General features: G+C 45.5%; 25 protein-coding genes and 1 pseudogene. 9 read left to right on the top strand and 17 right to left on the bottom strand.

Features of this window, described 5'->3' with window-relative positions; genetic code table 11:
- Positions 1-12 precede the first annotated feature (12 nt).
- From trpC to A3860_RS20540, 5 genes and pseudogenes are all read right to left on the bottom strand, one after another.
- A complete protein-coding gene (gene trpC / locus A3860_RS20560; protein WP_081149202.1) occupies positions 13-798 on the bottom strand; it encodes an indole-3-glycerol phosphate synthase TrpC in 786 nt (261 codons plus the stop codon).
- Between the two features lie 22 nt (positions 799-820).
- Positions 821-1,813, bottom strand: coding sequence for an anthranilate phosphoribosyltransferase (gene trpD, locus A3860_RS20555; protein ID WP_081149201.1), 993 nt, complete (start codon positions 1,811-1,813; stop codon positions 821-823).
- 2 nt (positions 1,814-1,815) lie between these two features.
- Positions 1,816-2,178 (bottom strand): annotated as a pseudogene (locus tag A3860_RS20550) (GxxExxY protein); the annotation flags it as partial.
- Positions 2,179-2,334: 156 nt separating this feature from the next.
- A complete protein-coding gene (locus A3860_RS20545) occupies positions 2,335-2,904 on the bottom strand; it encodes an anthranilate synthase component II (RefSeq protein WP_081149198.1) in 570 nt (189 codons plus the stop codon).
- Positions 2,905-2,979: 75 nt separating this feature from the next.
- Positions 2,980-4,413 carry an anthranilate synthase component I family protein gene (locus A3860_RS20540; RefSeq protein WP_081149196.1) on the bottom strand — a complete coding sequence of 478 codons (1,434 nt, stop codon included), beginning with the start codon at positions 4,411-4,413 and terminating at the stop codon, positions 2,980-2,982.
- A gap of 373 nt (positions 4,414-4,786) precedes the next feature.
- Between A3860_RS20540 and A3860_RS20530 the strand changes: the two genes are divergently transcribed.
- On the top strand, positions 4,787-5,065 hold the full coding sequence (locus A3860_RS20530) for a GNAT family N-acetyltransferase (protein ID WP_081149190.1): 279 nt from the start codon (positions 4,787-4,789) through the stop codon (positions 5,063-5,065).
- Positions 5,066-5,071: 6 nt separating this feature from the next.
- On the opposite strand, the gene A3860_RS20525 is transcribed toward A3860_RS20530, so the two are convergent.
- The 4 genes from A3860_RS20525 to A3860_RS20510 all read right to left on the bottom strand — a co-directional run bounded on the left by A3860_RS20525 (position 5,072) and on the right by A3860_RS20510 (position 9,567).
- Complete coding sequence (locus A3860_RS20525; protein ID WP_081149188.1) at positions 5,072-5,788, bottom strand: pyridoxine 5'-phosphate synthase; 717 nt, start codon at positions 5,786-5,788, stop codon at positions 5,072-5,074.
- A 164-nt stretch (positions 5,789-5,952) separates the two neighbouring features.
- Entirely contained in the window at positions 5,953-6,216 is a 264-nt protein-coding gene (locus A3860_RS20520) for a hypothetical protein (RefSeq protein ID WP_143774201.1), read from the bottom strand.
- Between the two features lie 350 nt (positions 6,217-6,566).
- Positions 6,567-6,833: a T9SS type A sorting domain-containing protein gene (locus tag A3860_RS20515; protein WP_081149183.1), complete on the bottom strand. Its 267-nt coding sequence runs from the start codon at positions 6,831-6,833 to the stop codon at positions 6,567-6,569.
- 250 nt (positions 6,834-7,083) lie between these two features.
- Positions 7,084-9,567: a TonB-dependent receptor gene (locus tag A3860_RS20510; protein WP_081149181.1), complete on the bottom strand. Its 2,484-nt coding sequence runs from the start codon at positions 9,565-9,567 to the stop codon at positions 7,084-7,086.
- 825 nt (positions 9,568-10,392) lie between these two features.
- Between A3860_RS20510 and A3860_RS20495 the strand changes: the two genes are divergently transcribed.
- Positions 10,393-10,752, top strand: a complete 360-nt coding sequence (locus A3860_RS20495; protein ID WP_081149174.1) for a YciI family protein — start codon at positions 10,393-10,395, stop codon at positions 10,750-10,752.
- A 174-nt stretch (positions 10,753-10,926) separates the two neighbouring features.
- On the opposite strand, the gene A3860_RS20490 is transcribed toward A3860_RS20495, so the two are convergent.
- From A3860_RS20490 to A3860_RS20465, 6 genes are all read right to left on the bottom strand, one after another.
- Positions 10,927-11,286: a hypothetical protein gene (locus tag A3860_RS20490; RefSeq protein WP_081149171.1), complete on the bottom strand. Its 360-nt coding sequence runs from the start codon at positions 11,284-11,286 to the stop codon at positions 10,927-10,929.
- A gap of 92 nt (positions 11,287-11,378) precedes the next feature.
- Entirely contained in the window at positions 11,379-11,966 is a 588-nt protein-coding gene (locus A3860_RS20485) for a hypothetical protein (RefSeq protein ID WP_216823478.1), read from the bottom strand.
- Positions 11,967-12,073: 107 nt separating this feature from the next.
- Positions 12,074-13,156: a Gfo/Idh/MocA family protein gene (locus A3860_RS20480; protein WP_081149169.1), complete on the bottom strand. Its 1,083-nt coding sequence runs from the start codon at positions 13,154-13,156 to the stop codon at positions 12,074-12,076.
- 160 nt (positions 13,157-13,316) lie between these two features.
- Positions 13,317-14,063 (bottom strand): class I SAM-dependent methyltransferase, encoded by a 747-nt coding sequence (locus tag A3860_RS20475; protein ID WP_081149167.1) that lies wholly within the window; start codon positions 14,061-14,063, stop codon positions 13,317-13,319.
- Between the two features lie 6 nt (positions 14,064-14,069).
- Positions 14,070-14,720: a ribulose-phosphate 3-epimerase gene (gene rpe / locus A3860_RS20470; protein WP_081149165.1), complete on the bottom strand. Its 651-nt coding sequence runs from the start codon at positions 14,718-14,720 to the stop codon at positions 14,070-14,072.
- Between the two features lie 79 nt (positions 14,721-14,799).
- Entirely contained in the window at positions 14,800-15,813 is a 1,014-nt protein-coding gene (locus A3860_RS20465) for a tetratricopeptide repeat protein (protein WP_158085313.1), read from the bottom strand.
- A 177-nt stretch (positions 15,814-15,990) separates the two neighbouring features.
- Between A3860_RS20465 and A3860_RS20460 the strand changes: the two genes are divergently transcribed.
- The 4 genes from A3860_RS20460 to A3860_RS20445 all read left to right on the top strand — a co-directional run bounded on the left by A3860_RS20460 (position 15,991) and on the right by A3860_RS20445 (position 20,462).
- Positions 15,991-17,091, top strand: coding sequence for a TolB family protein (locus tag A3860_RS20460; protein ID WP_143774200.1), 1,101 nt, complete (start codon positions 15,991-15,993; stop codon positions 17,089-17,091).
- 95 nt (positions 17,092-17,186) lie between these two features.
- Entirely contained in the window at positions 17,187-17,648 is a 462-nt protein-coding gene (locus A3860_RS20455) for a hypothetical protein (RefSeq protein WP_081149156.1), read from the top strand.
- Positions 17,649-18,169: 521 nt separating this feature from the next.
- Positions 18,170-19,495 carry a hypothetical protein gene (locus tag A3860_RS20450; protein ID WP_143774199.1) on the top strand — a complete coding sequence of 442 codons (1,326 nt, stop codon included), beginning with the start codon at positions 18,170-18,172 and terminating at the stop codon, positions 19,493-19,495.
- An 85-nt stretch (positions 19,496-19,580) separates the two neighbouring features.
- The gene (locus A3860_RS20445) at positions 19,581-20,462 is read left to right on the top strand and encodes a bestrophin family protein (protein WP_081149150.1); all 882 of its coding nucleotides are present in this window, start codon (positions 19,581-19,583) and stop codon (positions 20,460-20,462) included.
- Between the two features lie 5 nt (positions 20,463-20,467).
- Here the strand turns inward: A3860_RS20445 and A3860_RS20440 are convergent, their stop codons facing one another.
- Complete coding sequence (locus A3860_RS20440) at positions 20,468-21,553, bottom strand: M48 family metallopeptidase (protein WP_081149147.1); 1,086 nt, start codon at positions 21,551-21,553, stop codon at positions 20,468-20,470.
- A gap of 5 nt (positions 21,554-21,558) precedes the next feature.
- Entirely contained in the window at positions 21,559-21,831 is a 273-nt protein-coding gene (locus tag A3860_RS20435; RefSeq protein WP_081149145.1) for a hypothetical protein, read from the bottom strand.
- A gap of 86 nt (positions 21,832-21,917) precedes the next feature.
- Here A3860_RS20435 and A3860_RS20430 point away from each other — a divergent pair, with 86 nt between their 5' ends.
- From A3860_RS20430 to A3860_RS20420, 3 genes are all read left to right on the top strand, one after another.
- The gene (locus A3860_RS20430; RefSeq protein ID WP_081149142.1) at positions 21,918-23,345 is read left to right on the top strand and encodes a DUF4403 family protein; all 1,428 of its coding nucleotides are present in this window, start codon (positions 21,918-21,920) and stop codon (positions 23,343-23,345) included.
- A 176-nt stretch (positions 23,346-23,521) separates the two neighbouring features.
- Positions 23,522-24,112 carry an RNA polymerase sigma factor gene (locus A3860_RS20425; RefSeq protein ID WP_081149139.1) on the top strand — a complete coding sequence of 197 codons (591 nt, stop codon included), beginning with the start codon at positions 23,522-23,524 and terminating at the stop codon, positions 24,110-24,112.
- Positions 24,096-25,655, top strand: a complete 1,560-nt coding sequence (locus A3860_RS20420) for an outer membrane beta-barrel protein (protein WP_081149136.1) — start codon at positions 24,096-24,098, stop codon at positions 25,653-25,655. The genes A3860_RS20425 and A3860_RS20420 overlap by 17 nt, the downstream gene beginning before the upstream one ends.
- Positions 25,656-25,818 lie beyond the last annotated feature (163 nt).

Below are 25,818 nucleotides of genomic sequence, written 5' to 3'. Positions count from 1 at the left end.
GCAATCGCTACATTACTTTGTTTCCAGTTGCGCTATGAATTTATGAAATGCTTCGCCTGGTTGAGCTTCTTTCATAAAATTTTCCCCTATCAGGAACCCACGAAAGTTATGTTTTTTAAAAAGCCTGATATTTTCCACCGAGCTGATGCCGCTTTCGGCAATTTTTATTTTATCGGCCGGGATGCGCTCCGCCATTCGCAGGCTTCGCTCAATATCTACTTCAAATGTTTTCAGGTTACGGTTGTTAATGCCTACCAGCTTTGTTTCATCACAAATATGTTCCAGCTCTTCTTCGGCATGCAGCTCGAGCAATACTTCCAGTTGTAAAGAAGCGGCAAAGGCTGCCAGCCGTTTTACTTCGGCCGGGGTTAAACAGGCAGCGATCAGGAGGATCACATCGGCCCCCATGGCCCTGGCTTCTACGATCTGGTATTCATCGATCATGAAATCCTTGCGCAGAATGGGCACCTGGTTCACCCGCGCTTTTATAAGATCGGCCGTACTGCCACCAAAAAAACTTTCGTCGGTGAGTACCGATAATCCGGATGCGCCATACCGGGCGTACGCCGAGGTAACTTCAATTACATCCGCCGCGCCGTTGATGATACCTTTTGACGGCGACTTTCTTTTAAACTCGGCAATAATGCCGGTTTTGGTTTCATCGAGCAAAAACCCGCCAAGCGATAATACCGAACGTGTAAACAATTCCTGTTTTTCCAGCGCGTTGACGGGTGTTTGGGCCTTTCTTTCAGCTACTTCCTTACGTTTGACCGCTATTATTTTATCGAGAATATTCATATTGGGAATCGAGTATCTTGAATTATTGTAATGCAACCAGTTTCTTCAGGGCTTCATTTGCCTTACCGCTCTCTAAACTATCTACAGCCTTTGCATATGCATCGTCATAAGTTTTAAAGTTGCCGGTGCAATGCAGGGCCATGGCCGCATTGGCGAGCACCACCGCATTTTGCGCCCAGGTTCCTTCGCCCTTCAGGATCTTTATGAATATTTTAGCTGCTTCTTCCACAGTGTTACCGCCATAGATATCCGTTGGGTTTACCATGCGTTTTCCCAACTGCTCAGGCGTCATGATCTTTTCGCCATTATTGGTGATCACCTTGGTATCGTTGGTCAGTGAAATTTCATCATATCCATCTAACCCGTGAATAATGGTAAAGGCTTTATCGGTAAGTTGTAACAGGTAATTATAGATGCGCGCCATTTCAAGATTATATACACCTACCAACTGAAATGGCGGAAAGGCCGGGTTCACCATGGGACCAAGCATATTGAAGAAGGTACGCATGCCGAGGTTCTTTCTGATTGGGCCTACGGTCTTCAATGCCGGGTGAAACAAGGGCGCATGTAAAAAACAGATATTGGCCTCGTCTACTTCTTTCTTCAGCCGGTCGGGGTCGTTCTTGAATTTATACCCCAGCTGTTCCATTACGTTGGAAGCACCGCTGATTGAGGAAGCACCATAGTTGCCATGCTTGGCCACCTTTTGCCCGGTGCCGGCCACTATAAAACAACTGAGGGTGGAAATATTGAATGTATTCTTTCCATCGCCGCCGGTTCCTACAATATCAATTACGGGGAAACCGTTGAGGTCAACTTTTACACACAGTTCGAGCAGGGCATCCTGAAATCCCTGCAGTTCCTCGATGGTTACACTGCGCATGAGGTATACAGTCATAAAGGCCGTTACTTCATGTTCATTGTAAGTTCCTTTACCTATGTTCAATAAAACATCTTTAGCCTGTTCGCGGCTGAGGGTTTTATGTTCGAACAAATATTGTAGAATCTTTTTCATTGTCAGAACTGGGATTTTGGGGATTTATGGGAAAGGTTGGATATCGTTGAATGTTGCATAAGTTTATCATTAAATTTTTTATTTGTGAATCTGTGAAATTCCAATCTTTTGCTGCCAAAATTGATTAACAGGCCTATTTCAAGATTGTATGCTTCCAGATAATTCATTGCCTGCGCAAAATGCACATCTTCAAGTTTAATTATTGCTTTCAACTCTACACTTATTTTTCCATCAATTAAAAAATCAACTCTTCTTGTACCTATTTGTTGATCTAAATAATATATTGGCATTTCAAATTCCCTGGTATAAATCATACCTATTGCTTTCAATTCCAATTCCAACGCCCGCTGGTAAATCACTTCCTGAACCCATTGCCCAGGGTATTGTGTACTCTAAATGATGCACTGATAATTTTTTCAGTTATTTCTCCGTACTTAAAGCTTGCCATAAAAGAGGTTTTAAAGTAAAACCTCACTCGCATCAAATATCCCCTCTATCCCATCTATCCAACTAATCCCAGTTCAGACCTTTAGCCAGTTACGTAAGATGTCTTCTCCCCTTGGTGTTAACACACTCTCCGGATGAAACTGCACACCCTGTACATCATATTTTTTATGCTGCAATGCCATAATGAAATTATTGGCATCGCGGGCAGTGATGGTTAACTCTTTTGGAAACCCTTCTTCACTAACCACCCAGCTGTGATAACGGCCTACTTCAAATTCATCGGGCAAACCGTTGAACAATGGTTTATCGCGATTAATGATCTGCACCGGTGTGGCCACGCCATGATACACGGTGCTAAGGTTAACCAGCTTTCCGCCAAATGCCTGACCAATGGCCTGGTGCCCCAGACAAACGCCGAGGATAGATTTGGTAGCGGCATATTCTTTTATCAATGGCAGCAACAAACCCGCTTCTTCGGGTATGCCGGGGCCTGGTGATAAAATGATCTTATCATACGCCTTTACATTTTCCAATGGGATCTGGTCGTTGCGGTATACATCTACTTTCTGATGCAGGATCTTTTCAACCAGGTGTACCAGGTTGTAGGTAAAGGAGTCGTAATTATCGAAAACAAGGATCTTCATACTGTTCATTTATGTTATGCTGCTGAAGTGTGCGACGCAAGGGACGCTGATAGCCTTCCTGCAGCCGGGCACCTGTTAAATTATCTCCTGGGCAAAAACGATCGCTTTTTTCAATGCGCCCAGTTTATTATTTACTTCCTGTAATTCGCTTTCAGGTTTGCTGGCAGCTACAATACCGGCGCCGGCCTGGTATATCAGTTTGTTCTGGCGGCTCATGAACGTGCGGATCATAATAGCATGATTGCACTGTCCGTCGAAACCCATAAAACCGATGGCGCCACCATAATAGCTTCTGGCTGTAGGCTCAAAAGCATCGATCAGTTCCATGGCCTTGAATTTGGGTGCGCCGCTCAATGTACCGGCAGGGAATGTTTTGGCCAGCAGGGCAAACGGATTGCTGCCGGCACGCACTTTACCACTCACTTCGCTCACCAGGTGTATCACGTGCGAATAATATTGCACTTCGCGATAGTGATCAACTTTTACTTCATCGCAAAGGCGGCTCAGGTCGTTACGGGCCAGGTCGACCAACATTACATGTTCGGCGTTTTCCTTGGCATCGTGCAACAGGCGTTCTGCTTCGCGCTGATCGGTTTCATCATCGCCGGTGCGTTTAAAGGTTCCCGCAATAGGGTGAACCACCGCCTTTCCGTTCTTCATAATGAGCTGCGCTTCGGGTGAAGAACCCATCAGCTTGTAATCGCCATAATCGAAAAAGAACAGGTAAGGTGAAGGGTTGATGCTGCGCAATGCGCGGTATACAGCAAATTCATCACCGGTAAAGCCCTGCTCAAAACACCGGCTCAGTACGATCTGGAACACATCGCCACGCAGGCAGCTCTGGATCCCTTTCTTCACCATATTCATATAATCGTCGTCGGTCATGTTCGATGCTTCGGCACCTTTTGTTTTAAAAGGATATACCGGAACATCCTTGCTGCGGATCAACGATTCAACAACAGCCCCTTCGCTTTCAACACCCGGCATGGTGTTCTCACATATGAACAGCTCATCTTTATGATGGTTGATGGCAATAACATATTGGTAAAGGCGATACCGCATAAGGGGAACAACGGGTTTGCCTTCGGGCGATTTGCGCTCAACACCCAGTTGAATGGTATCGAAGAACTGTACGGCATCGTAGGTAGTATAGCCATATAAACCCTGGGCAAATTTTGTTTCGCGGCTGCCCCCGTCTGGCGGGATTACTTCAAAGCGCTGCATGAATTCCCACAGCTTTTCGGGCACTTCGGCGCTGTTTGAGATGGCTGTTTTTTCGGGAGGCAGGCCTGGCAATTTGAATTCGATGCTTTTTGAAGAAGTGATCTCAATACCGGCAATGGCATTGATACAAATGAAAGAGTAACTGTTATCGGCTGCGTGGTGATCGGTGCTTTCGAGGAGCACCGTGTCGCGAAAGCGGTCGCGAACCCGGAGGTAAATGCCTACCGGTGTAAATACGTCGGCCAGCAGCTTTTTACAATTGGTGGTAATGTTTATCTTTTTCATTAAAAGATGCCCTTAAAAAATGTCAAAAAAAAAGCCCCGATTAAATCGGGGCCTGAATATGGTGTTTAATAAAACATCAACAGCAGCTTACAAGCCCCTTTTAGAGTTTGTATGCCACCACCAATGATTATTTTGTAATTGCTTTTTCATTACGTGTACAAAAGTGCTTTGCAAAAATGATTTGACCAAATTTATTTTGTTCAACGATAGAGATTTTGTCAGGATGCATTTAAATTTACCCACGAATTGCACCCAGGCCGGAATAACCTGAAAATGATCAACATAGGTTGCCGGCCCGCAATAACCCATAATACCCCTGAACCGCTTGCCGGAATGAATAATTTTTACAATTATTGCATTATTCCTATTCATTATGGTAATACAACACAAACAATTACAAGGGAAAGGTATGTTCTATGTAGGGCAGGATGGCGCTATTTTGGCCGAAATGGTTTATACGATGGCCCCTAACAAAATGATCATTGAACACACTGAAGTAGATGATTCCCTGGCCGGAAAAGGCGTTGGCAAACAACTGGTACAAACTGCCGTTGAATATGCCCGCACCCATAACATCAAGATCGTGCCCCTTTGTCCCTTTGCCAAATCAGTTTTAGATAAGATGCAAGAGTGGCAGGATGTTGTGGCATGAGGACTTTTATTTCAACTGTCTTTTATACAATTGAATGGCATTTTCATAACCCAGGTACAACGCATCGCTGATCAGTGCATGCCCTATTGAAACCTCGAGCAACCCGGGGATGTTCTGTGAAAAATAAGCCAGGTTGGTGAGGTCAAGGTCATGACCGGCATTGATGCCCAGCATCAGTTCATTGGCGCGTTGGGCCGCTGTAATATAGGGGGCAATGGCTTTTTCCCGGTGATCCGCATATTCGCGGGCGTAAGCCTCGGTATACAGTTCAATGCGGTTGGTACCGGTTTCCGCCGCGCCATTCACCATTTCAATAACAGGATCAACAAAAATGGATACCCTGATGCCCGCCTGCTGAAACACCTGTATCATTTCGCGCAGGTAATCGCGGTGTTTAACGGTATCCCAGCCATGGTCAGATGTGAGTTGCCCTTCGGCATCGGGCACCAGCGTTACCTGATGTGGTTTTGTTTCCAGCACCAGGTCAACAAACTTTTGTTCCCTGCAATTGCCTTCTATATTAAATTCTGTGGTGATGTTCTTTTTAATGGCCCGTACATCGCTGTAACGGATATGCCTTTCATCGGGGCGTGGATGCACCGTAACGCCATCTGCCCCAAACCGCTCGGCATCAATAGCCGCTTTTAACACATCGGGATTGTTGCCACCGCGGCTATTGCGCAACGTGGCAAATTTGTTGATGTTAACACTCAGCTTTGTCATGCCCAAAATTATAATTTACTGCATTAATTTACCCGGTAAATTTAGTTACTAAATTAATGCCGTAAAATTGAGGCTTACGGCGGCAGGGGATTGGGGAGGAAGGAAATAAAAAAAGGAGCTGTTCTATGAAACAACTCCTACGGGGTTAGGGGTCCAATATTTTTCTAGCCTTTTGAAATATGTGTGCTGTATAAAACATCACCTTCCAGATCAACAATGTCGAGCGAATAAACGCCTGTTGGCAAAAATTCCACTTCGCTTATATTGGTAATATTTATTCCTTTTACCAGGAACCAGCTGAACATTTTTACGATCTTATCGTCTTCATCGAACATACGCACAATGACATGTTTTCCCTGCGCGCAGGTTACATCGAGCGTTATAGCGGTGAAAAACGGGTTTGGGCGGACAACTACTTTAGGGATCATAATTTCTGAATTTGGAACATCTGATGTACCATGATTACCACTGGATCCAGTTTGGTCGATCTGTAATATCCGGTTCAGCTTTTGCCGCATTGATAGTGCGTTTTTTTCCGCCTTTTGTTTTTCTGTGTTATGATTATGGCTTAATGGTATCACAAATAATGGTTTATAAAAAGATTACTAATGGGATGCCACATTTTAAAGTGCTCATAATCAGCTACGTATCCTGCCTTAATACCATCGTCCTGTCTCAGTTTGGGATAAATTTTTATTAATTTGGGAAAGAAAACCGGAATTTACTGTCGTTGATACGGGTTTCTCCTTTTTTTAGCAGGAAAACCTGTATGCACCACCTACTTTACCACTTTTGTACTGCATAAAATGTGACCTCTTTCGTCCATCACATCGAGCATGTACATACCCTGGCTCAGTTTGTTCAGGTTATTAATATTGCTAATATTTATGCCTTTCTTCAATTTCCACAGGAAAAGACTGATGATCTTTCCGGTAGGATCGGCCATCCTAACTACACCGGGTTGATCTTCTGAAGTGGTGATCTCAAGGGTAAGAGATGAAATAAATGGGTTGGGCCGGGTTGTAATCACGTTTAGTGCCATCATACTGTTTAGCTTTAAGGGTTATAGAGGATTTGCTATCGCTCAGGACCTCATAGGGTCGTGATAAGGTATCCTATTAAAGTGCCAAAAAACAACAGTCTGATAAACAACAAATTACACATTCATGTTATGCCATTTTATTCTCATTTCCGGAAAAGCAGTTGGAAAACGGGAAAGCTTCCAGCAATATAGGTAGCATAAAAAAAGGGGTACCCTGTCAGGATAACCCTTTACATATGTTTAAATGCCGGGATTAAAACCTGGCTACCAGCTTCAGGTTCAGCAGGCGCGGCGTTAACCGGTTTGGCATGGCATACACGGTGTTTGAAAAATCCTTGATCAGCATGTAGGAAATGGTATTGTCGCGGTCGATCAGGTTGAACACTTCGAGTGTAGCCCAAATGTTCTCAAAATTGCGGAATGGGCTATGACTGCGGCGATTGCTTTTTTCGCTATCAAGTAACAGGGCGCTGAACCCGATATCGATCCTGATGTAAGGGTCAATGATCAGCGCATTGCGGTATTTTACACTGCCGGGAATATTATAGGGCAGGTTACTGCCATACAGGAAGTTCAGGTATACTTTCAAATTCTTGTTGGTGCTCAGGTAATCCTGCAGGAACATGCCAAAGGTCAGGAACCGGTCTGTTGGCCGGCGTAACCAGCCTTTTTCTTTCAGTGAGCTGTCGAGTATGGTTCCGGCTGAATCGAGTTTATAATCGTAATAGGTATCGCCTTTCAGGTTCTCACGGGTACGCATAAAACCAAGGCTGATCCAGCTTTCTGCATCCTTAACCAGCTCGCCAAACAACCGCGTTTCCAAACCGGCGGCATAGGCCTTGGCCATGTTCTCCCCAAAATACCGCAACCGCACATTGTCGATATCATACGGCACCACATCCCACATGTTCTTATAGTAGGCTTCGGCCGTCCACCTGAACGGACGGTTACCCGAGCGGAAATTATAATCGAACCCGGCCGATAGCTGCCAGCTTTTTTGCGCTTTCAGGTCTTTATTCACCGTTCCATCGTACCGGCGTAATTCGCGGTAAAAAGGCGGCTGGTTATAAATACCGGCAGCGCCACGGAAAATTATATCCCGCTTCCAGTGGGCCGGTTTCCAGGAAAACCCAACGCGGGGCGAGATCAAAAATTCGTTGTTGAGCGTATTGTAATTATACCGCACACCTGCCTGCAGCACCACGCCCATTGAATCGTGTAAAATGATATTGTCCTGAAAGTAACCCGTGATCCGGTTAATGGTGAGGTCGGCGTGTGAATTGAGCGCTTTATTCAAAGTGAGGTTACCCGGCGTGTAAGGCAGGCTGTAGCCGGCCGAATCCTGGTATTCCCATTCGTGGAGTTTATCGGTAACGGTTTGCCGTTCTACGCTTTGTCCCCATTGCAGGTAATGTTTGCCTTTATCGAGCATGCCTTTGTGTGAGGCATTCCATACCTGTATATTGAGCTTGTTACGGGCATAGTTTTGATACAGCCCGGCGCCCAGCGGATTGTTGATCAGTCCGTAATCTGCTTTTGATTTATCGAATTCCCGTTCGCCAAAGATGTACGCCCCGGTAATGTCAATGCCTTCGCGTTCGTCGTTCTCAAAACGGCTCAGCATCCATTTCAGGCGCAGGTTCTTTTTGGGTTGCTGGGTAAGCGACAAGCCCACCATATTGGTGCGGTACCTGTCTTCTTCACGGCCATCAAAATAAATATCCAGTCCCAGGTTGGCGCTGAAATACGGCGAGAACACCGATGAGGTGAGCTGACTGAATTTGGGAATGAGCGTGAATTTGGTTTGTGAAATATTTCCCAGCAGCTCGATGGTGTTCTTCGCATTGAGTTGGTAAGTAAGCAACGCCTGCAGGTCGTTTGATGAGGGCACATAATTGCCCTGCGTCTCCTGGCTTTTCAGCAGGTTGCGGTTGCTGCGGTTACGAACACCTATGAGGTAAGTGAATTTATTATTCCTGCTCATGCCTTCGAGGTGCAATCCCTGTTCAAGCAGGCCCACATAGGCCGAACCGCCAAATTGCCGCGGCTTTTTATACTGGATGTCGAGTACCGAAGACATTTTATCGCCATATTTTGCCTGGAAGCCGCCATTGTAGAAGCTCACATTGCGCGCCAGTTCGGGATTTATAAAACTAAGGCCCTCCTGTTGCCCGCTGCGCACCAGGTATGGACGAAATACTTCAAAATCGTTTACATAGATCAGGTTCTCATCATAATTACCACCCCGTACCGAATACTGGGAGGTTAATTCATTGTTGGAACCGACAAATACTTTTATCAGGCTTTCTATACCGCCGGTAGGTGACGGAATGTTGATGGCGTTTTTGGGATTGATGATCACCAACCCGGCCTCGTGCCGCTGCCGCTGATCGGTTATCACTACGGGTTCCAGTTCGCGGGCGCCGCGTTCGAGCCGGATTACGACATATTCTTCTTCATTCTCGTTCAGCAGGAAATTTCGTTGTTCGGTTTTATACCCGGTATAGCTGAAAACAATGGCAAACGCTTTATCGGCAGGCACTTTCAGCCTAAAGGTTCCTGAATCGGAAGTGACTACACCCTTGAGCCGCCCCAATACCATTACAGACACATTATCGAGGGGTTGTTCATTATCACCCACTACCCGGCCGGCGACCCAGGCCGTCTTTTTTTGAGCTATCACCGTACCGGAAAAACAAACTGCGAAGAATACCAGTAATAAAGGGACAAATTTCACCCGGGTATGTTTTAGTGCCGTCGAAATTAATTGAATTTGACGTCATTGTAAACTGAAAAAGATCAATTTTATTGCCTGCCCGCCGAATCAGCCAGTGGGTGCATAAGGCCTGGCTGCCCAACAAATGGGGTAATTGATAGTGTGCAATCGACAACATGCAATGTTTTATTGATATCCCAGGCACCGGATACCGGTTACCAGCACCTTAATGCGGAAAGCCCGCCTATAATCAGCTTGCCTATATTTTGAGAGCCCCCCGGAAACTGGTAACCGGTAACTGGCAACCTTGTGTACTTGTCGCAGATCAATTATAACATACACATACCGGTAAGTACTTCTTTGTATCAGGTTCAACATGCCAACCAATTTCTGGAAAATCGTTCCCTGGCAGGGACGCGTCCCTATTTTGGCACGCCTTTAATCAATTGATTATTAATAATTTATTTTTTGGCACCCGGTTGGAAAATACTATATCAACAAGGCGATCAGCAAGAAAGTGAAAGTGAAGAGGAACAGGGAACAGAAAGCATGATAATGGAGAGTGCGTTGCTGATTGCAGGCTCCCGCTAAGGCGGGACAGGCTGTGGGGCCGGGGGATTCTTTTTTCGATTGTAACTACATCAACATATTTACTTGGAAGGCGTGTTTTGTACAGGGGCTGAATGTCTATTCAGCCCATTTTTTTTATACTTACCTGTATGGTCCTGCTTTCAAACCCACTGTAAATATTATATTGCGCCATATAACGACCCACCCTTTACCCATTCCCGTAATAAGTTCGGTTTTCATTTATTCATATACCACCACTAAAACAAAAATTATCCAATGAGTAGTCCAGCTGCATTTCAATTTGTATCGCCTGAAGTACTGACCAAACTGGCCACTATCAAGCCTTATATTCTGGTTGTATTGACCAAAGGCGAAAACTATGGGTTAAGCGATTCCCCACGCATTATTCAAAGTGAACACCTGCCGTACATCTTTGAACAACGGCGCAATAACCAAATGGTGCTAACCATGCCCGTGATGGACAACAACACCAACCTTGCTGCTGTAGCGGTTTACAATACTACCGATAAAGATGAGGTACAACGACTGCTCGATAAAGACCCCGCCATCATGGCCGGTGTTTTTGATTATGAAATTGTTACCGGTATGGGATTACCGGGTGATAAACTTCCGTAAACGGCTCCTGGCTACTAATTAAGAAAGCTTCAGGTTACGCTACAATCTTTGCAGTTGCACGTCCCTGAAGCTTTCCCCTTTATTTTAATTTTCATCTCATAAAAAAACCGGAAGATGTTGCGGGTACACTGGAAACTCGTTTACAAAATCCCCCGGTTTAACGGAACGAACTAGTTAAAATTTAAGTTCAAAGGTTCTTTGGATCCAGCCTGTGGTAAATCCCACTACAACCAGTACAACAACTATTAATAAAAGTATTGCCCATGCCGGCAAACCCCGGCGATGGATAGCCGTACGTTTTGTACCGTCACTGTTGCGATATTCCGGCACCAATTCATTTTCCTTTACAACCCTTGCTTTAATAACATATCCGGCGTACCGGCTACTAAATCCATCTACTTCAGCCTGATTTCTTACCATTTGTTCTGCTACAAACAATTCTCCGTTGGCTGAAGGTTGATATGCCTGTACTACCACCGGGTACTCTTTCTCATTTATGACCATAACAAACGATTTGTTTACAAACTTATTCATGCAAAAGCATTGCCATGAAAATTGCGCTGTTACCCATTGAAAATTAATTGATCAGTCGCTGAGGAATTATTTACTCAGGCGCTTAGCATGCTTTATGCATTTGGCGCGGTCTTCCTTTTACCGGCAACTTTCTTCCTGGTTTTTACCGCCGTACGTTTGGCCGGTGCTTTTTTGGGTATGGGAACCGCTTTGGTATCGGGTGGTTGATTAAGATTTTCCGGTGCTTTTTCCAATTGCACTATTATATCTTTCAGAAAATTGATGAGGCGTTTGCGCTGTGCTTTATCGCTGATGTTCCATTTGTCTTTATCGGCTCTTTTATGCGCAAGCTTGAATTTAAGCCCCGTCATTGAAGTAGTATAATCATTCGCATTCAGCTTGCGTACATGCTGATGGGCTGCTATATACCAGTGATATTCTGTTCCCACCGGTACGCCCGATCCTTCGGGCGCCTTGCCTGCCCGGCGTTTGGTTACACCATAACTGATAGTCCACAGGTCGGGCGTTGCTTTTGTTTCCTTCCATTCGCCTTTGTCGTAATACCATTTATGACTGCGCCCAATCTTCATGCCCGTATATTGCTGCCCTTCAAATTCCTTGAACTGATTATATGTTTTGGCGAGATCTTTATCTGCTTCCTTTTGTTGTGCTTTCTTTGACTTTCCGTTTGATGTTGCCATAATAAAGCTGTTTTTTTTATATATACAAAAAATGCCACCGGGGAGTGGCATCTATAAAACAGCTTTTCTGTAGATTTTTTTTCACGGGAACAAACGCTACACTGTCTTTACAACGGCCAGCGAACGGGTTGTTTGGTTTTCATACAACGATACAGGGCAGTGAACAACTCTACTGTTTTTCGGCCCTCGGCGGCCGTAACCAATGGCTCCCTTTTTTCGGCTACAGCTAACAGGAAGTCCCTGATCTGCTGGCGAATGTAATATTCAACGGGATTGCCTGAATTAAATTCAGCAGTATCTGCTGACTGCCATGTTTTCAATTGTTGTTCATCGCCGGGGACCGTCCAGATATCGTTTACCGGCGCTTCAAGCATTGTTGACTGCCCGGGCAGGAACATAGAACCGCCATCGGTTTGCACGCCGGCCGATGCACCATTGCTACCATGTATATGCACTTTGCCATAAATGCCAGGCTTTTGGGCATTGCTTACCACAATATTTCCCACTGCGCCATTTTTAAACCGGATAATGGCAACGGCGGTATCTTCCACTTCAATATAAGGATGGTTGATGTTTTGCCATACCCCGTATAGTTCTTCCATTTCACTGCCCATATACCACAACAGCAGGTCTAACTGATGCGGCGCCTGGTTCACCAGCACCCCACCACCCTCCTGCTCCCAACTGCCGCGCCAGGGATCGCTGCTATAATATTTTTCATCGCGCCAGCCATACATCACCACCGAACCCAGCATAGGCGTACCCAGCTTACCCGCATCAATAGCCTGCCGTATACGCCGGCAGGGCGCCAGGAAGCGGCGCTGACTAACCATTCCCAGTTTTCTATTGCAGGCGGCAGCAGTCTGCATCATGGCATCACAATCTTCGAGGCTAACGGCCAGTGGTTTTTCTGTAAGTACATGCGCGCCGTGCTGCATGGCAATCACAGCAGCCTCGCGGTGGGCCGGGTGCGGCGTACATATAACCACCACCTGCACCTGCTCCTGTTGTATCATTTCAGCAATATCTGTATAAGCCTTTGCGCCAAAACGGGCCGCCGTGGCGGCTGCTTTTTCCTGATTGCGGCTTTGTACCGCCACCAGTTCTGCTTCCTCAATATTTTTCAAAGCCTGCGCATGCACCTGCGCCATTTTGCCACAACCTATTATTGCTGATCTGAGTTTGTTCATATGATACACCTTGTTTAATTGTTACTTCCTGCTTCTTTAATTCCGAAGTAGGAAGTATGAAGTAAGAAGTTTACGAATTTTTCAGTTGTCGGTAAAGAAAATACGAATTTACTTATGAGTTAAGAAATTAGGATTCTTCTTACTTCCTACATCTTACCTCCTACTTCATTACCCTGCCCAACTTTAAAAACAATGGAAAATAAAATGACTTAAAACTATCCCCGGGCCACACCTGTTCTATGGCGGCCGTAAGTTCATCAACGGGATTGTACTGATGCGCTTTTATAAAATGCTGTACGCTCGACCAGGTATTTAAATACCCTATAAATTGCTGCCGGTTATATTGCACCTGTATCTTAAAATCTTTTGAGGGTAAGGGTTCGTAAGGGAAGGGAACCGTGGTATAATGATCGTCGACATATTTTCTTTCTTTATCCCAATACGGCCCTACGGTTTCGCGGTAGAATGTATTGATAAGGGCATTCATCGCTTCATCTTCACACACCACCAGGCTGTATCCCCAAATGGCTACAATGGCGCCCGGCCGGGCAATGCGCTGCACTTCTTTTTCAAATGCCCCGAACCGGAACCAGTGATAAGCCTGGGCTACGGTAATGCAATCAAAGCTGTTGTCGTTGAACGGAGTTTGTTCGGCCGTACTTACCAGGTAAGTGATCTTTTCATGCGGCTGGGCCTGCTGCAACTGTTTTTCGCTGATATCGGTTGCCATCACCTGCTCAAAATAGTTCGCCAGCTCAACAGCGGCCTGTCCATTCCCGGTGGCGCAATCCCAGGCCAGTTGCCTGTTGGTCACCTGTTGCAGAATATATTCATACAACTCATGCGGATAACCGGGGCGGTATTGCGCATAGAGCGAGGCCTGGTTGCTGAAAAGATCTTTTGCCATATGGGATCAGGTTATTTTCTTCAACTGTGCAATGGTGTCTTTGGGATCTTTTGAACGGAATACGGTATTTCCTGCTACCAGTACATGCGCCCCGGCGTTTATAATGTCGGGGGCATTTTGCAGGGTTACGCCGCCATCGATCTCTATTTTGGTAGCCAATCCTTTTTCATCGATCATCCGGCGCAGGGTACTGATCTTCTTCAGCGTATTGGGAATGAATTTCTGTCCGCCAAAACCCGGATTTACGCTCATGATCAACACCACATCAATATCGTGCAATACTTCTTTCAGCGCTTCTACCGGCGTATGGGGGTTCAACGCCACACCGGCCTGCATGCCCAGTGATTTTATCTGCTCAATATTCCGGTGTAAATGGGTACAGGCTTCCTGGTGCACGGTCAGGATATCGGCGCCGGCTTTTTTAAAATCTTCTACATATTTTTCCGGCTCCACGATCATCAGGTGCACATCACAAACTTTGGTAGTGGTTTTGCGAATGAATTCGATGATCATAGGGCCAAATGTAATATTGGGAACGAACCGTCCGTCCATTACATCTAAATGAAACCAGTCGGCCCCGCTTTCATTCACCATTTTGCAATCTGCTTCGAGGTTAAGAAAGTTTGCCGATAAAAATGATGGTGCTACTATTGCCATGGCAGGTTGATAAGCCTGCCGGCCTTACTGCGCATTCGCGAAACTTCGGCGAAGCAGGGCCGGCAGGCAGGTTATTAATTTATTTCTTTAATCGCTTTAACCCTTCCCGTGCTTCCTGAAAGTTTTTATCAAGGGCAAGGGCACGTTCGTAATTCACCTGGGCAAGTTCCTTCTTACCCTGCACTTCATAACAACGGGCCATCCAGTACCAGGCATCGGCATTGGTATTGGAAACGGTAGCCGCCATTGTGAAAACCTTTAAAGCGCTGTCAGTTTTTTTCAGATCGTACAAAACAATTCCTTTTTCAATGTACGCATCGGTAAATTTCCAGTCGTGGCTGATACATTGGTTAAACATCTCCATGGCCTTGTCGTATTGTTTTGTATCAGAATAAAAACTTCCTTTCAAATACAACACGTCGTTGATAATACCCGTAGTGTCCTTCTTTATCAATTCATCACAAAGAGTGATCACTTTGGGATTGAGGGTAGCGGCATACAAACTGGCCAGTGCCAGTCCGTTATAGTTGATGGGCTGTACTTTGTAAGATCTTTCCAGCGACTGAATGGCAGCGGGGGTGTCTTTTAACTTGGCCAGCAACACACCTTTTTCATACCATACTTCAAAGTTGAGCGAATCCTGTTGCGCCCATTCATCGTATTGGTCTATGGCTTTTTGGGGATCGCCCAGTTGTGCATAGATCTCACTGAGGCGCCGATGCAGATTGGGATTTTCGGGCCATTTGGCAATGCTTTCTTTCAATAACTTCACTGCTTCATCAGGCTTATTCACCAGCATCAAATTCGATACATATTGCGTGGCAATATATTGTTCAGGCTTTAGTTCCCAGGCTTTTTTATAATCCAGCATAGCCAGCTCATGTTTGTCGTTCTGCGACAACAACACGGCTCGTTGCATATACAGGTCCTGATTTTTGGGGAATTGCCTGATGCTATCAGTTAAACCCGCATAAGGTGGCGAGCTCAATATTTTTTCGGCCGATTCCTTTTCATTGGTACGGGAATGACAACTACCTAACCAACAGAGTAAACCTACCAATAATAAAGACTGTAAAGAGAACCATCTTTTCATCTGCGTTATATATGTTTTTTTCAAATCCATGGCCGAACTCCGGCAAAACTAACCGATTTTTATAAAGTACTTATGACAATATTCTGACATGCAAACTATTTAACAAAATTATCTTCATTTTTATACCGTGCATTACCTATAAAACAAGGTATTGCGCGCTTGTAAAATATGTTATTTATGAAAATATGGTTGCTGTTCCCGCTGCTGGCAGGTATTGTCATTACTGCGTTTAAATATAAACCATTGTCACCAGTTGCGTCTTCGCTACCGGCCGACACATTACAATATCCTGAAGAAAAACATTTCCGGAACCTGCAACAATTAACGTTTGGGGGTGATAATGCCGAAGCCTATTTCAGCTTCGATGGTCAATGGCTCGTGTTTCAACGCACCAGTGCGAAAGATGGCCTGCCATGCGATCAGATCTTTGTTGGAAAGATACCCGCGCCCGGCGCTCCCTTTCAATACAAAATGGTTAGCACCGGTAAAGGAAGAACCACCTGTGGCTTTTTTACAAAGGATGGCAAACACGTTATTTACGCCTCCACACACCTGGGTGGCGATAGTTGCCCGCCATTACCCGACCGCTCTAAATACGGTAATAAATACATTTGGCCTTTGTACAGCAGCTATGATATTTTTATGGCCGATCTCAATGGAAAGATCGTTAAACAACTCACGCACAGCAAGGGATATGATGCCGAGGCCACCCTGTCGCCCGATGGCAAAAAGATGATCTATACAAGCGTTAAGGATGGCGATATCGATCTGTACCTGATGAACCTGCAAACCGGTAAAGAAAAGCGGATCACCAATACACCCGGATATGATGGGGGCGCCTGGTTCAGTCCCGATGGAAAAAAGATCATCTGGCGTGCTTCACGTCCGCAAACACCCGAAGCATTGCAATCGTATAAAGAGCTGCTGGCCGAGAACCTGGTAGCGCCTACACAAATGGAAGTTTTCATTGCCGATGCAGATGGCAGCAATGCACAACAGGTAACGCACCTGGGACAAGCCAACTGGGCGCCGGCCTTTTTGCCCGATAGCAAACGTATCATTTTTGCGTCGAACCATGAATACAAACGGGGCTTTCCGTTCAATTTATATATTATGCAGCCTGATGGCAGCGGGCTGCAGAAGATCAGCCGCGACAAAGGGTTTGATGCCTTTCCCATGTTCAGCCCCAATGGAAAAAAGATCGTTTTTTGCAGCAACCGCAACAATGGCGGAACGCATGATACCAACATCTTTATTGCCGATTGGGTCGAAGAATGATGCCGGTCAACAGTTGAAAGCAGTTACCCGATGATCAGGAATCAAATTTGAGATTTCCCTTCTGCACCATTAGCTTTGCGCCAAATCTCCCCAATATGAATTTTTTAGTTGTACTACATAGCTATCTCCGGTGGATACTGTTGGTGCTGTTATTAGCTTCCATTTTAAAAGGTCTTTCCGGTCTTGGCGGTAAAAAAGCATTAACGGCAGGCGACAAAAAATTATGGTTGTTCACCATGATCTCGGCGCATACCACTTTGCTGATCGGTCTTATACTGTTACTCTTTGGCCGCATGGGTATATTTACCAATCCGCCACCTGCCGGTACCAGCGTAATGAAAGATGCAACGTACCGGTTCTTTTACATGGAACATCCTTTAATGATGATCATTGCCATTGTGTTTATCACCATTGGCAGAGGACAGGCAAAGAAATCAATTCCCGATGCTGTTAAATACAAAAAAGCATTCTGGTTCTTTGTTGTTGCATTAATTCTTATACTGGCTGCTATTCCCTGGCCTTCCCGGTTTGGCCGCCCGCTGTTCCCTGGCTTATAATAGCATATACATTTTTAATCATATTTCAATGCCATTCCGGTAAACCGGGGTGGCATTTTGCTTTTTGCTACCTGTCATAACCGACTAATGACTATTATCACCCCACGCCAATTTGACTATTCCCCAGGTAATAACCCTCCTATCTGTCTCATTTCAATTCATTTATCACCATTCGTCCCGGATATGTAACAAAATGAAATACAACACAATAATAGAATTGGGCACACGTTTTTGGATGCGGCGCCGCATGACCTGAAGGGCTGGAGCAGGACACTACAGGACATCTGTTTGAGACAAAGACCATACGTTTGTGCGCCCGGAATTGAACACCTAAACAGCCACAATTCTTCATAAGAAATAACCTATCCTTGTGGCGCTGTAATGCTCTATCGTATAGAGAAAAACGATATGCTTTTTTGCTTGCTCCTGTTGAATAAATTTCACTAATAAACTTATTGGCACTGAATTTATAAGATCAATTATTTCGGCAGACTTTTTGAATTTTATACATAAACGTTATCATGACACTTAACACCTTGGCGAGAATCCGTACTGGCGTTTTATTTTTATGCTTACTATTCTCCTGTTCGATCCTTTTTGCACAAAATCAAACTATCAATGCGGTGTATGCAGGTACTGCATATGAGTATGACCAAACGTCTGATGCCGGCGAAATGGTAAGAACTGATTACGTGTTCTACTTCAGGCCAAACTCCTCTTTTTGCAGCGGACTTGATAAGCCCGATTGGCAAAAGAAAGTGGATGGAACCTATTCTATTACCGGCAATCAGCTGAAGATGCGGTTTTTGAGCGATGGATCCGAAAAAATAATCCTGTTAAGCGTTACCGGCGAAACCGGTCAATCGGGCGCAGCTACTTTTATCAGGCTGAATGTTTCCAGTGCTGTACCTGCCGGGTTTTATAAGTATATAAGATCTTCAGGTAAACAGGATGGTTTCTATTTTACTGATGGCAAATTCAAACGTACCGCCACCCTTTCAACTGTAAGTGGCGGAAGCAATAACAGCGGCGAAGATGGTTCTTATACAATTAATCAAAGTCAGTTAAGCCTTAAGTTCGCCAATGGCCGCACGCAGAATTATAGCTTCTTCAGCAGCAATGAAAAAAAATCATTGGTTGTTATAAATGGTGATATCTATTACCTCGATGAAGAAGAACAGGCAAAACAGGTAAGGACCGACAATCCTGTTGCAGCCAAAGCAGCTGATGTACTGGAAGCTGGCATGAACCTCATGAAACAGGCTAACCAGGCCCATGGCGGTAAAGCGCTGGATGGCCTTACCACCTTGAAAGCGGTGATGAACACCAATAACCTTACGCTCACTATGCAAGCCGACTTCACCCGTCAGATAGTACGGTTGGAATCTTCACTGCAGGGCAACACCATTTTGCTGGAACAAATGGAAGGCAACAGCGGCTGGAGCTTTGATGGCAATGGCTATGCGCCGCTTTCTGCGCAACGCGTTACTGAATTGAAACGTTATCTGTTTTGTGGTATGCTGGGATTGAAATCAGATATCCTGGCCAAATCAACCGCCACCCTGCAAACGCAGCAATATGATCTGTCGTCGGTAATGGTAGTGGTGAACAGTATACGCGCCGGTTACATCATAAGCAACCGCAGCAACCGCCTTGAAGCGCTGGTGATCGCTGATCCGCTGAGTGGTACAACCACCTTTACCTACTCAGACTTCAAGAAAACAGGCAACATTCTGTTACCTTATACAGAGATCATGCAGGCAGGTAAGCATGCACAAACAATTTCGTACGAGAGCTACGATATTAATCCAAGCTTCCCGGCCAGTACCTGGGCAAAGCCAAAATAAGTTTACACGTTAAGTCAACATACCCGGGCCCTGAGGATTAAACCCTCAGGGCTTTTTTCTTATCTTGCCGTCCTGAACAATCGTTATGATCACCTATAATCCCAAAGACTGGTTCACTTTTATTTTCCGCTTTCATAAAGCAGATACCCTGCGCAAGCTGGCCCCGCTTATCTTTGGTATCAGCGTTTACTGCTGGGTCATTGCCTTTCTGGAACTGCACGTTCTCAAAATACCCGACAACAGCCACATCAAGCAAATAACCGTCATGCATACCCTGCTCAGCTTCGTGATCTCGATGCTGCTGGTGTTTCGCACCAATACGGCGTATGACCGCTGGTGGGAAGGCCGTAAACAATGGGGCTCGCTGGTGAATAACAGCCGTAACCTGGCCATAAAACTACACAGCATGCTGGGGTATGAAGATGCCGCGCACCGCTCGTTCTTTAAAAAGATCATTCCCATGTACGCCTCGGTATTAGCGCACCACCTGCATGCTGAATCAACCCGCCTGGCATTGGATGAGCAGGAACATCCCGAATTGCGTGAGCTCAATACCAGTCAGCATTTGCCCAACCAGGTTGCAAAACTGATAATACAACGGGTGAACAAATTGTATACAGAAGGCAAGATAAAAGGCGATCAGCTGATCATCCTCAATAACGAACTGCAATCATTCACTGATATCTGTGGCGCCTGTGAGCGCATCAAGAACACCCCTATCCCCTATTCGTATAGTGTGTTCCTGAAGAAGTTTATCTTCTTTTACGTTATGACGCTGCCCTTCAGCTTTGCGTTGAGCCTGGGTTATTTGGCCGTTCCGGTGGTGGCCTTTATTTTCTATGTACTGGCCAGTCTTGAAGAGATAGCAGAAGAAATTGAAGACCCGTTCGGCGGCGATGAAAACGACCTGCCAATGAATAAAATGGCCCAGAACATAAAAAAACATGTGGTCGAGATCCTTTCCTGAGCTTTCTATTCGTAAATCTCGTGAAATAATTTTTTCAGGTTGTCATTCGAAGTGGATACAGCAGGCAATTGCTGTATCTGTTTTTCAATATTGCTGATGCGGTCCTTAAATACAGGATGCGTGCTTAAAAATGGCGCCGGTTCTGCCCCGCTGCTTTCCTTTTGCAGCATTTTCATCAACCGCACCATGCCCTGGGTGCTGATGTTATTTTTTGCCATCAGCTGCAGTCCATTGTCATCGGCCTCCGTTTCAAGGGAACGGGAATATTGCAGTTGTTGTAATGCACTCGCGTTGTTCACCACTGTTGAAGCAATACCCGATTCGTTTCCCAGCAACAGGGAAATAAACATCTTTTGCGACAGGTCGCGAAAGATATTACGCAGGGAATGGCGCAACGCAATATGCGAACCTTCATGCCCCAACAGGGCAGCCAGTTCTTCGGGTGTTTTCATTTGCTCCAGGATGGCATCGTACACTACAATATGACCGCCGGGTATGGCAAAGGCATTCATGTCATTCGATTCAACAACAGTTATTTTTACCGGATACCCGATATCATAATGCAATTGTTCATAGAAGGCATTCAGCACTTCCGTTTTATGCGTATCTACTTTATATTGCTGCATAACAGCCTGGTACATTTGCTCGCCCATGTCGATCTCCTGAATTTTGGAGAAACGGCTGGCCATGCGATCACCCAGCCAGGGCATTAGCCAGGCGTATAAACCAACCAGTATCGCAATAATTATAAGCGCAATTACGCCCAGCTTTAACCAGATATTGCCGAACAGGCGGGTATGCGCTTTACCGAACAGGCGGTGGTGCGTAAGCGTGTTTTTAAGGGCCTGCACCAATTGTGGGTCCCGTATCACCAGCCGTTCAATTTCCCCTTTTTTATTCCGGTATCGTAATTCACTTCCTGCAACCTGGTCATTGAATGCAATGAGCTCCTTTGTTAACCAGTATACATCTTTTTCCTGGCCTGCTTCATCGCGATACCGGATGGTAATGGTCACTGCCGATAAAAAGATGGTAGCCTGGTAATACCGGCCGCCGGCTTCATGGTAAGTACCTGTATAAGTAGTACTCATATTGGCTATATTGCGATAGGGATTTTCTTAATCGCCTGTATAAACGCTACGTCCTGGAAGCACAGGCGTTCCGTTTGCCCCTTGTTGTTTTTATATTGTAACTCGCTCTGTATGGTCTGTTGCCAAAAGCGGGTATCCTTTGTAAGCCAGTACACAACTTTTTCCTGCCTGTTTTCATCGAGGTACCGGATGGTGATAGTAGCAGCCGACAGAAAAATGGTGGCCCCGTAAGTGCGGCCGGCGGCATCATAATAAACAGCTGAATAAGTAGTACTCATAATGACACTAAATTAGGCGGAAAGAATGGAAATCAGAAGTCAGACTTCGGTCTTATATTTGATTATAGAATCTTTTTCTTTGCACTATGAAACAAATCTTTGGTATTCTTCCTGTAGTAGCTTTATTATTCTGTATCACAGCCTGTAACAGCAGCAAAAAAGTAACCATTCAACCTACCGAAACACCGGCCAGGCTTTTACCGGCTTTGCCCGGCTCAACGATCAATCTTCCCTTCAAGATCTACATGAAGCCCCTGCTGGCTATGATGGATTCAGGAACATCCAAAGAGTTCACCAATGATAAATGGCCCAATTTTACGCAATCGGGTTGCGATTTCCGTTATAAATTCCGGTTTGTACGGTCGCCCTTTGTTTTTAGCTGTGTTAATAATAAAGTAACAATAGGTTTTCGCGGCAGTTACCAGATCGGGGGAAGTAAAACCATATGTACATTCGATAAACAGATATCGCCCTGGGTGACCGGTAGCTGTGGTTTTGGCAATGAAGCCCTGCGCCGGGTCGATCTCAACATCAGTTCTACCCTTACTTTATTACCCAACCACCAGGTGCTTACGGCAACCAGGTTAGATAAAATAAATCCGTTGGATAAATGCGAGGTCACCCTGCTGCAAACCGATCTTACCGGACAAATAATGGACAGCATCAAGGCCTCGATCGAAAGTTATTGCGGCTCCTTCGACAAATTTGTTCAAACCCTTAACAACAACGACCTGTTGCGTCAGTGGCGCAGTGGCGGCAGCCGGGTAATCCCCATCAGCACATATGGCTTTTTAAATTTGAACCCATCGGCCCTGCGGGTAAGCAAATTCAATGTATATAAGGATACCCTGTACTTTTCGATAGGCTATAGCGGCCAGCCGAAATTCTCCTCCGACAGCCAGCGGCTGGTTACCCACGCTGCCCTGCCGCCCATCAGCAATTCTGAATACTCCACCGGCATCAATACTTACTTCGATGCTGTTTATCAATACAGTTTCTTTAACAAGCTCATGAACGATAGCTTACGCAACAAACCATTTGAAGTGGAAGGAAGAACGTTTGTGATAAAAGATATAAACATCAGTGGCACCAACGATGGTAAAATACAGGTGGATGTTTCTTTTACCGGTAACCGTAAAGGCGTACTGCATTTGAAAGGAACGCCCATACTCGATGCCGAAAAGCAGGTGCTCTCCATGCCCGATGTAAGTTTTGCTATCGATACAAAAGATATGATGGTGAATATTGCCAAGGCCCTGTTCCGGAAAAAGATCATGAAACAGCTGGCCAACCAGTCGGTACTGGATATTGCCGCGCTGATCGAAAAAAATAAACCGGCTATTGAGGCCCGCTTAAATCAAACCGTAACACCCTGGATGAGCACCGCCGGCACCTTTCAACAATTCAGGCTGGTAGGACTGCTTCCGCAAAAAGACTACATACAGGTACAGGCCCATCTTCGCGGAACATTGATGTTAATTGGACAACCGCCGGTAAGCGTGTTGAAAAAGTAGCTGGCTTCTCCCAAACAATACATTACAAAAAAGCTGAAAGTCATATTTTTGCAGGGGGATCTGCATTAAAAAACTTTTGCAGTACCAGGCAACCCTGGCAGCTGATTCATCGTAGTAGCCGTTGAGTTATGAAAAACAATTAGTTAGCAATGTAATATTCCCGCAAACCAACACCCTTGCTAGATAACTCGAACATTTCCTCATTATTGAGTGGCTGTAGAAAGAACGATCGAAACAGCCAAAAGGAGTTGTATTATCTGCTCCGGGGATTCGCTATGAAAATATGCTACCGCTATACCAATGCCATGGAAGAATGCGAAGAAATTGTGAATGAAGGGTTTGTAAAACTCTTCAAGAACGTTCATCAATTTGATGAAACCAGGCAGGAAGATACGCTGCTTTCGCTGAAAGGGTGGTTTAAACGGATCCTGATCAATACCTGCATAGATCATTACCGCAAAAGCAATTCATCGGTAAATGGTCATGTGCTAACCAATCATGAATCGGAAACGATTGCTGATCAGGGGGAAACAGGTATTGATATGCTGTCGTACAAAGAGATCATTGAAGCCATCCGGTTATTATCGCCGGCTTACCGGGCGGTCTTCAATTTATTTGTTATAGAAGGGCTTAGCCATGAAGAAATATCGCAAACACTGGGCATTTCAGTGGGCGCCTCAAAATCCAACCTGTCAAAAGCACGAGACAACCTAAGAAAACTATTGCAGAATAAAAATATTATTAAAGCGTATGTATCCCCTCCATGACCATGACCTAGACCGTTTAAGCCGCGAAGCTGCTGAGCACTTCGAGGTGGAGCCAGGCGCTTCTGGATGGGACCATCTGGAAAAACGTTTGGATGAGGAATTGCCGCAAAAGAAAAAACGGCGACGGTTCCTGTTCTGGCTCTTTTTTATTACCGCCACTACCGGCGGCGCTTTAACCGCTATATTAACCTACAAACCAGCATCGCCATTAGGCAAAAATACCGTGGGTGTGGTAACCCCTGCCCAAAGATCTGCAGTTTCTCAACAACAGCCTACTGCGACTGCTTCTATAAACGAAGCGGTTCAGCCAGGTACTGCAACTGACAACAGTACACCTGCAGCAATAACGCCTGCTCAAACACCGGCCAGCCCGAATGCCGTTCCTGGCAATACCCCGAATGCCAGCGGGTATGAAGGCAGTCCTGTTACACCATCATTGGCCACACCAGAACCGCATACTGCCGGCGCCAATCAGGCTGCTGATGCTACCGTATTAAATACAACGGCTGATAGGAACAGCGCTCAACCTGTTGCAAAAGCAAACAAGACAAACAAAGGGAAACCTGTTTCAAAAACAGGCGCCGATAAATCGCCGCTTTCGTTGAATTATGCCACCATTGCGCCCACCATCAAGGGGCAGAACGGCCTGCATGTAACCAACGCAACCAGCAATAAAACGGGTAAAAAGAAAGGCACCACCAAAGCCGGTCAACAACAGCAAACAGGTAGCCCGGTACCTGATAATACATCAACACCCGATCGCGGCCTTACCGCTAATGATCAGCAGCCAACTACCCAACCGGTTGCGGTGAACAATGAGCCATCAACCACAGAGGCGGCTGCTACACCGGCTGATTCTGCAAAGAACAACACCATTGTACCACCTGCCGCTGATTCGGCCAAAACGCCGGCTAAAGAAAACAACAAAAAAACGGCGCCTAAAAAGGATAAAAATGTAAAAGGGTTTGAACTGGGTTTAATGGCAGGTCCAGATGCGAGCACGGTTAAATTCGGTCCACTCTACAAACCCGGGTATAATTTCGGCTTGCAGGTTGGTTACCGGTTCTCGAACCGCTGGTCGGTAAATACCGGCCTCATATACACTAAAAAATGGTACAAAGCCCAGGGTAAGGATTTTAATTATAAAGCCCCCTGGCCAATAGATAAAGCAGAAGGCAACTGCTCTATGTGGGAAATACCGGTGAATGTACGATACGATGTTTCGTTCAATACAAAACGGCGTTGGTTTGTAAGTACGGGCTTATCAACCTACCTGATGGATAAAGAGAATTACGACATGTATTACACCTGGGGTGGTAATAGTTATACCTGGCCGAAAAATTCAGATACCAACTCCACCTATCTTTTCTCCATCCTGAATTTATCGGTAGGTATGGAGCGTTCGCTGGGTAAACATTTCTCACTTCAGGCAGAACCCTATCTCAAAGTACCATTACAGGGCCTGGGCCTGGGAAGTATAAAGATGGATAGCTATGGAGTATACTTTACGTTGAAGTATAAATTAGGTCTCCGAAAAAAATAACCGTTCAATAAATAGTATAACCGTTTATTTGGATACACACTTTGAAATCAACACCACGCTGCTCCGATAGTATATTGGGGCGGCTTTTTTTGTGAAATGGGGATCGTGAGTTGTGAATCAGCAAACATGAATGTTGCTGTAACCGGTTACCTGGTCCCGGTTA

The sequence above is a fragment of the Niastella vici genome (genome assembly GCF_002077945.1).
In the GTDB taxonomy this organism is placed as follows: Bacteria; Bacteroidota; Bacteroidia; order Chitinophagales; family Chitinophagaceae; genus Niastella; species Niastella vici.
Note: the sequence above shows the minus strand (reverse complement) of the source record. Positions and strands in the feature narration are given on the sequence as shown.

Bases quoted from the DNA above. Each gene is read 5' to 3' on its own strand.
- A3860_RS20520 (WP_143774201.1), bottom strand. From the start codon at position 6,216: ATGATCCCTAAAGTAGTTGTCCGCCCAAACCCGTTTTTCACCGCTATA.
- trpD (WP_081149201.1), bottom strand. From the start codon at position 1,813: ATGAAAAAGATTCTACAATATTTGTTCGAACATAAAACCCTCAGCCGC.
- A3860_RS20440 (WP_081149147.1), bottom strand. From the start codon at position 21,553: ATGAGTACTACTTATACAGGTACTTACCATGAAGCCGGCGGCCGGTAT.
- A3860_RS20495 (WP_081149174.1), top strand. From the start codon at position 10,393: ATGAGTAGTCCAGCTGCATTTCAATTTGTATCGCCTGAAGTACTGACC.
- A3860_RS20435 (WP_081149145.1), bottom strand. From the start codon at position 21,831: ATGAGTACTACTTATTCAGCTGTTTATTATGATGCCGCCGGCCGCACT.
- A3860_RS20515 (WP_081149183.1), bottom strand. From the start codon at position 6,833: ATGATGGCACTAAACGTGATTACAACCCGGCCCAACCCATTTATTTCA.
- rpe (WP_081149165.1), bottom strand. From the start codon at position 14,720: ATGGCAATAGTAGCACCATCATTTTTATCGGCAAACTTTCTTAACCTC.
- A3860_RS20485 (WP_216823478.1), bottom strand. From the start codon at position 11,966: ATGGCAACATCAAACGGAAAGTCAAAGAAAGCACAACAAAAGGAAGCA.
- A3860_RS20420 (WP_081149136.1), top strand. From the start codon at position 24,096: ATGTATCCCCTCCATGACCATGACCTAGACCGTTTAAGCCGCGAAGCT.
- A3860_RS20450 (WP_143774199.1), top strand. From the start codon at position 18,170: ATGACACTTAACACCTTGGCGAGAATCCGTACTGGCGTTTTATTTTTA.
- A3860_RS20545 (WP_081149198.1), bottom strand. From the start codon at position 2,904: ATGAAGATCCTTGTTTTCGATAATTACGACTCCTTTACCTACAACCTG.
- A3860_RS20460 (WP_143774200.1), top strand. From the start codon at position 15,991: ATGAAAATATGGTTGCTGTTCCCGCTGCTGGCAGGTATTGTCATTACT.
- trpC (WP_081149202.1), bottom strand. From the start codon at position 798: ATGAATATTCTCGATAAAATAATAGCGGTCAAACGTAAGGAAGTAGCT.
- A3860_RS20525 (WP_081149188.1), bottom strand. From the start codon at position 5,788: ATGACAAAGCTGAGTGTTAACATCAACAAATTTGCCACGTTGCGCAAT.
- A3860_RS20475 (WP_081149167.1), bottom strand. From the start codon at position 14,063: ATGGCAAAAGATCTTTTCAGCAACCAGGCCTCGCTCTATGCGCAATAC.
- A3860_RS20455 (WP_081149156.1), top strand. From the start codon at position 17,187: ATGAATTTTTTAGTTGTACTACATAGCTATCTCCGGTGGATACTGTTG.
- A3860_RS20430 (WP_081149142.1), top strand. From the start codon at position 21,918: ATGAAACAAATCTTTGGTATTCTTCCTGTAGTAGCTTTATTATTCTGT.
- A3860_RS20445 (WP_081149150.1), top strand. From the start codon at position 19,581: ATGATCACCTATAATCCCAAAGACTGGTTCACTTTTATTTTCCGCTTT.
- A3860_RS20465 (WP_158085313.1), bottom strand. From the start codon at position 15,813: ATGAAAAGATGGTTCTCTTTACAGTCTTTATTATTGGTAGGTTTACTC.
- A3860_RS20540 (WP_081149196.1), bottom strand. From the start codon at position 4,413: ATGAAAAAGATAAACATTACCACCAATTGTAAAAAGCTGCTGGCCGAC.
- A3860_RS20530 (WP_081149190.1), top strand. From the start codon at position 4,787: ATGGTAATACAACACAAACAATTACAAGGGAAAGGTATGTTCTATGTA.
- A3860_RS20490 (WP_081149171.1), bottom strand. From the start codon at position 11,286: ATGAATAAGTTTGTAAACAAATCGTTTGTTATGGTCATAAATGAGAAA.
- A3860_RS20480 (WP_081149169.1), bottom strand. From the start codon at position 13,156: ATGAACAAACTCAGATCAGCAATAATAGGTTGTGGCAAAATGGCGCAG.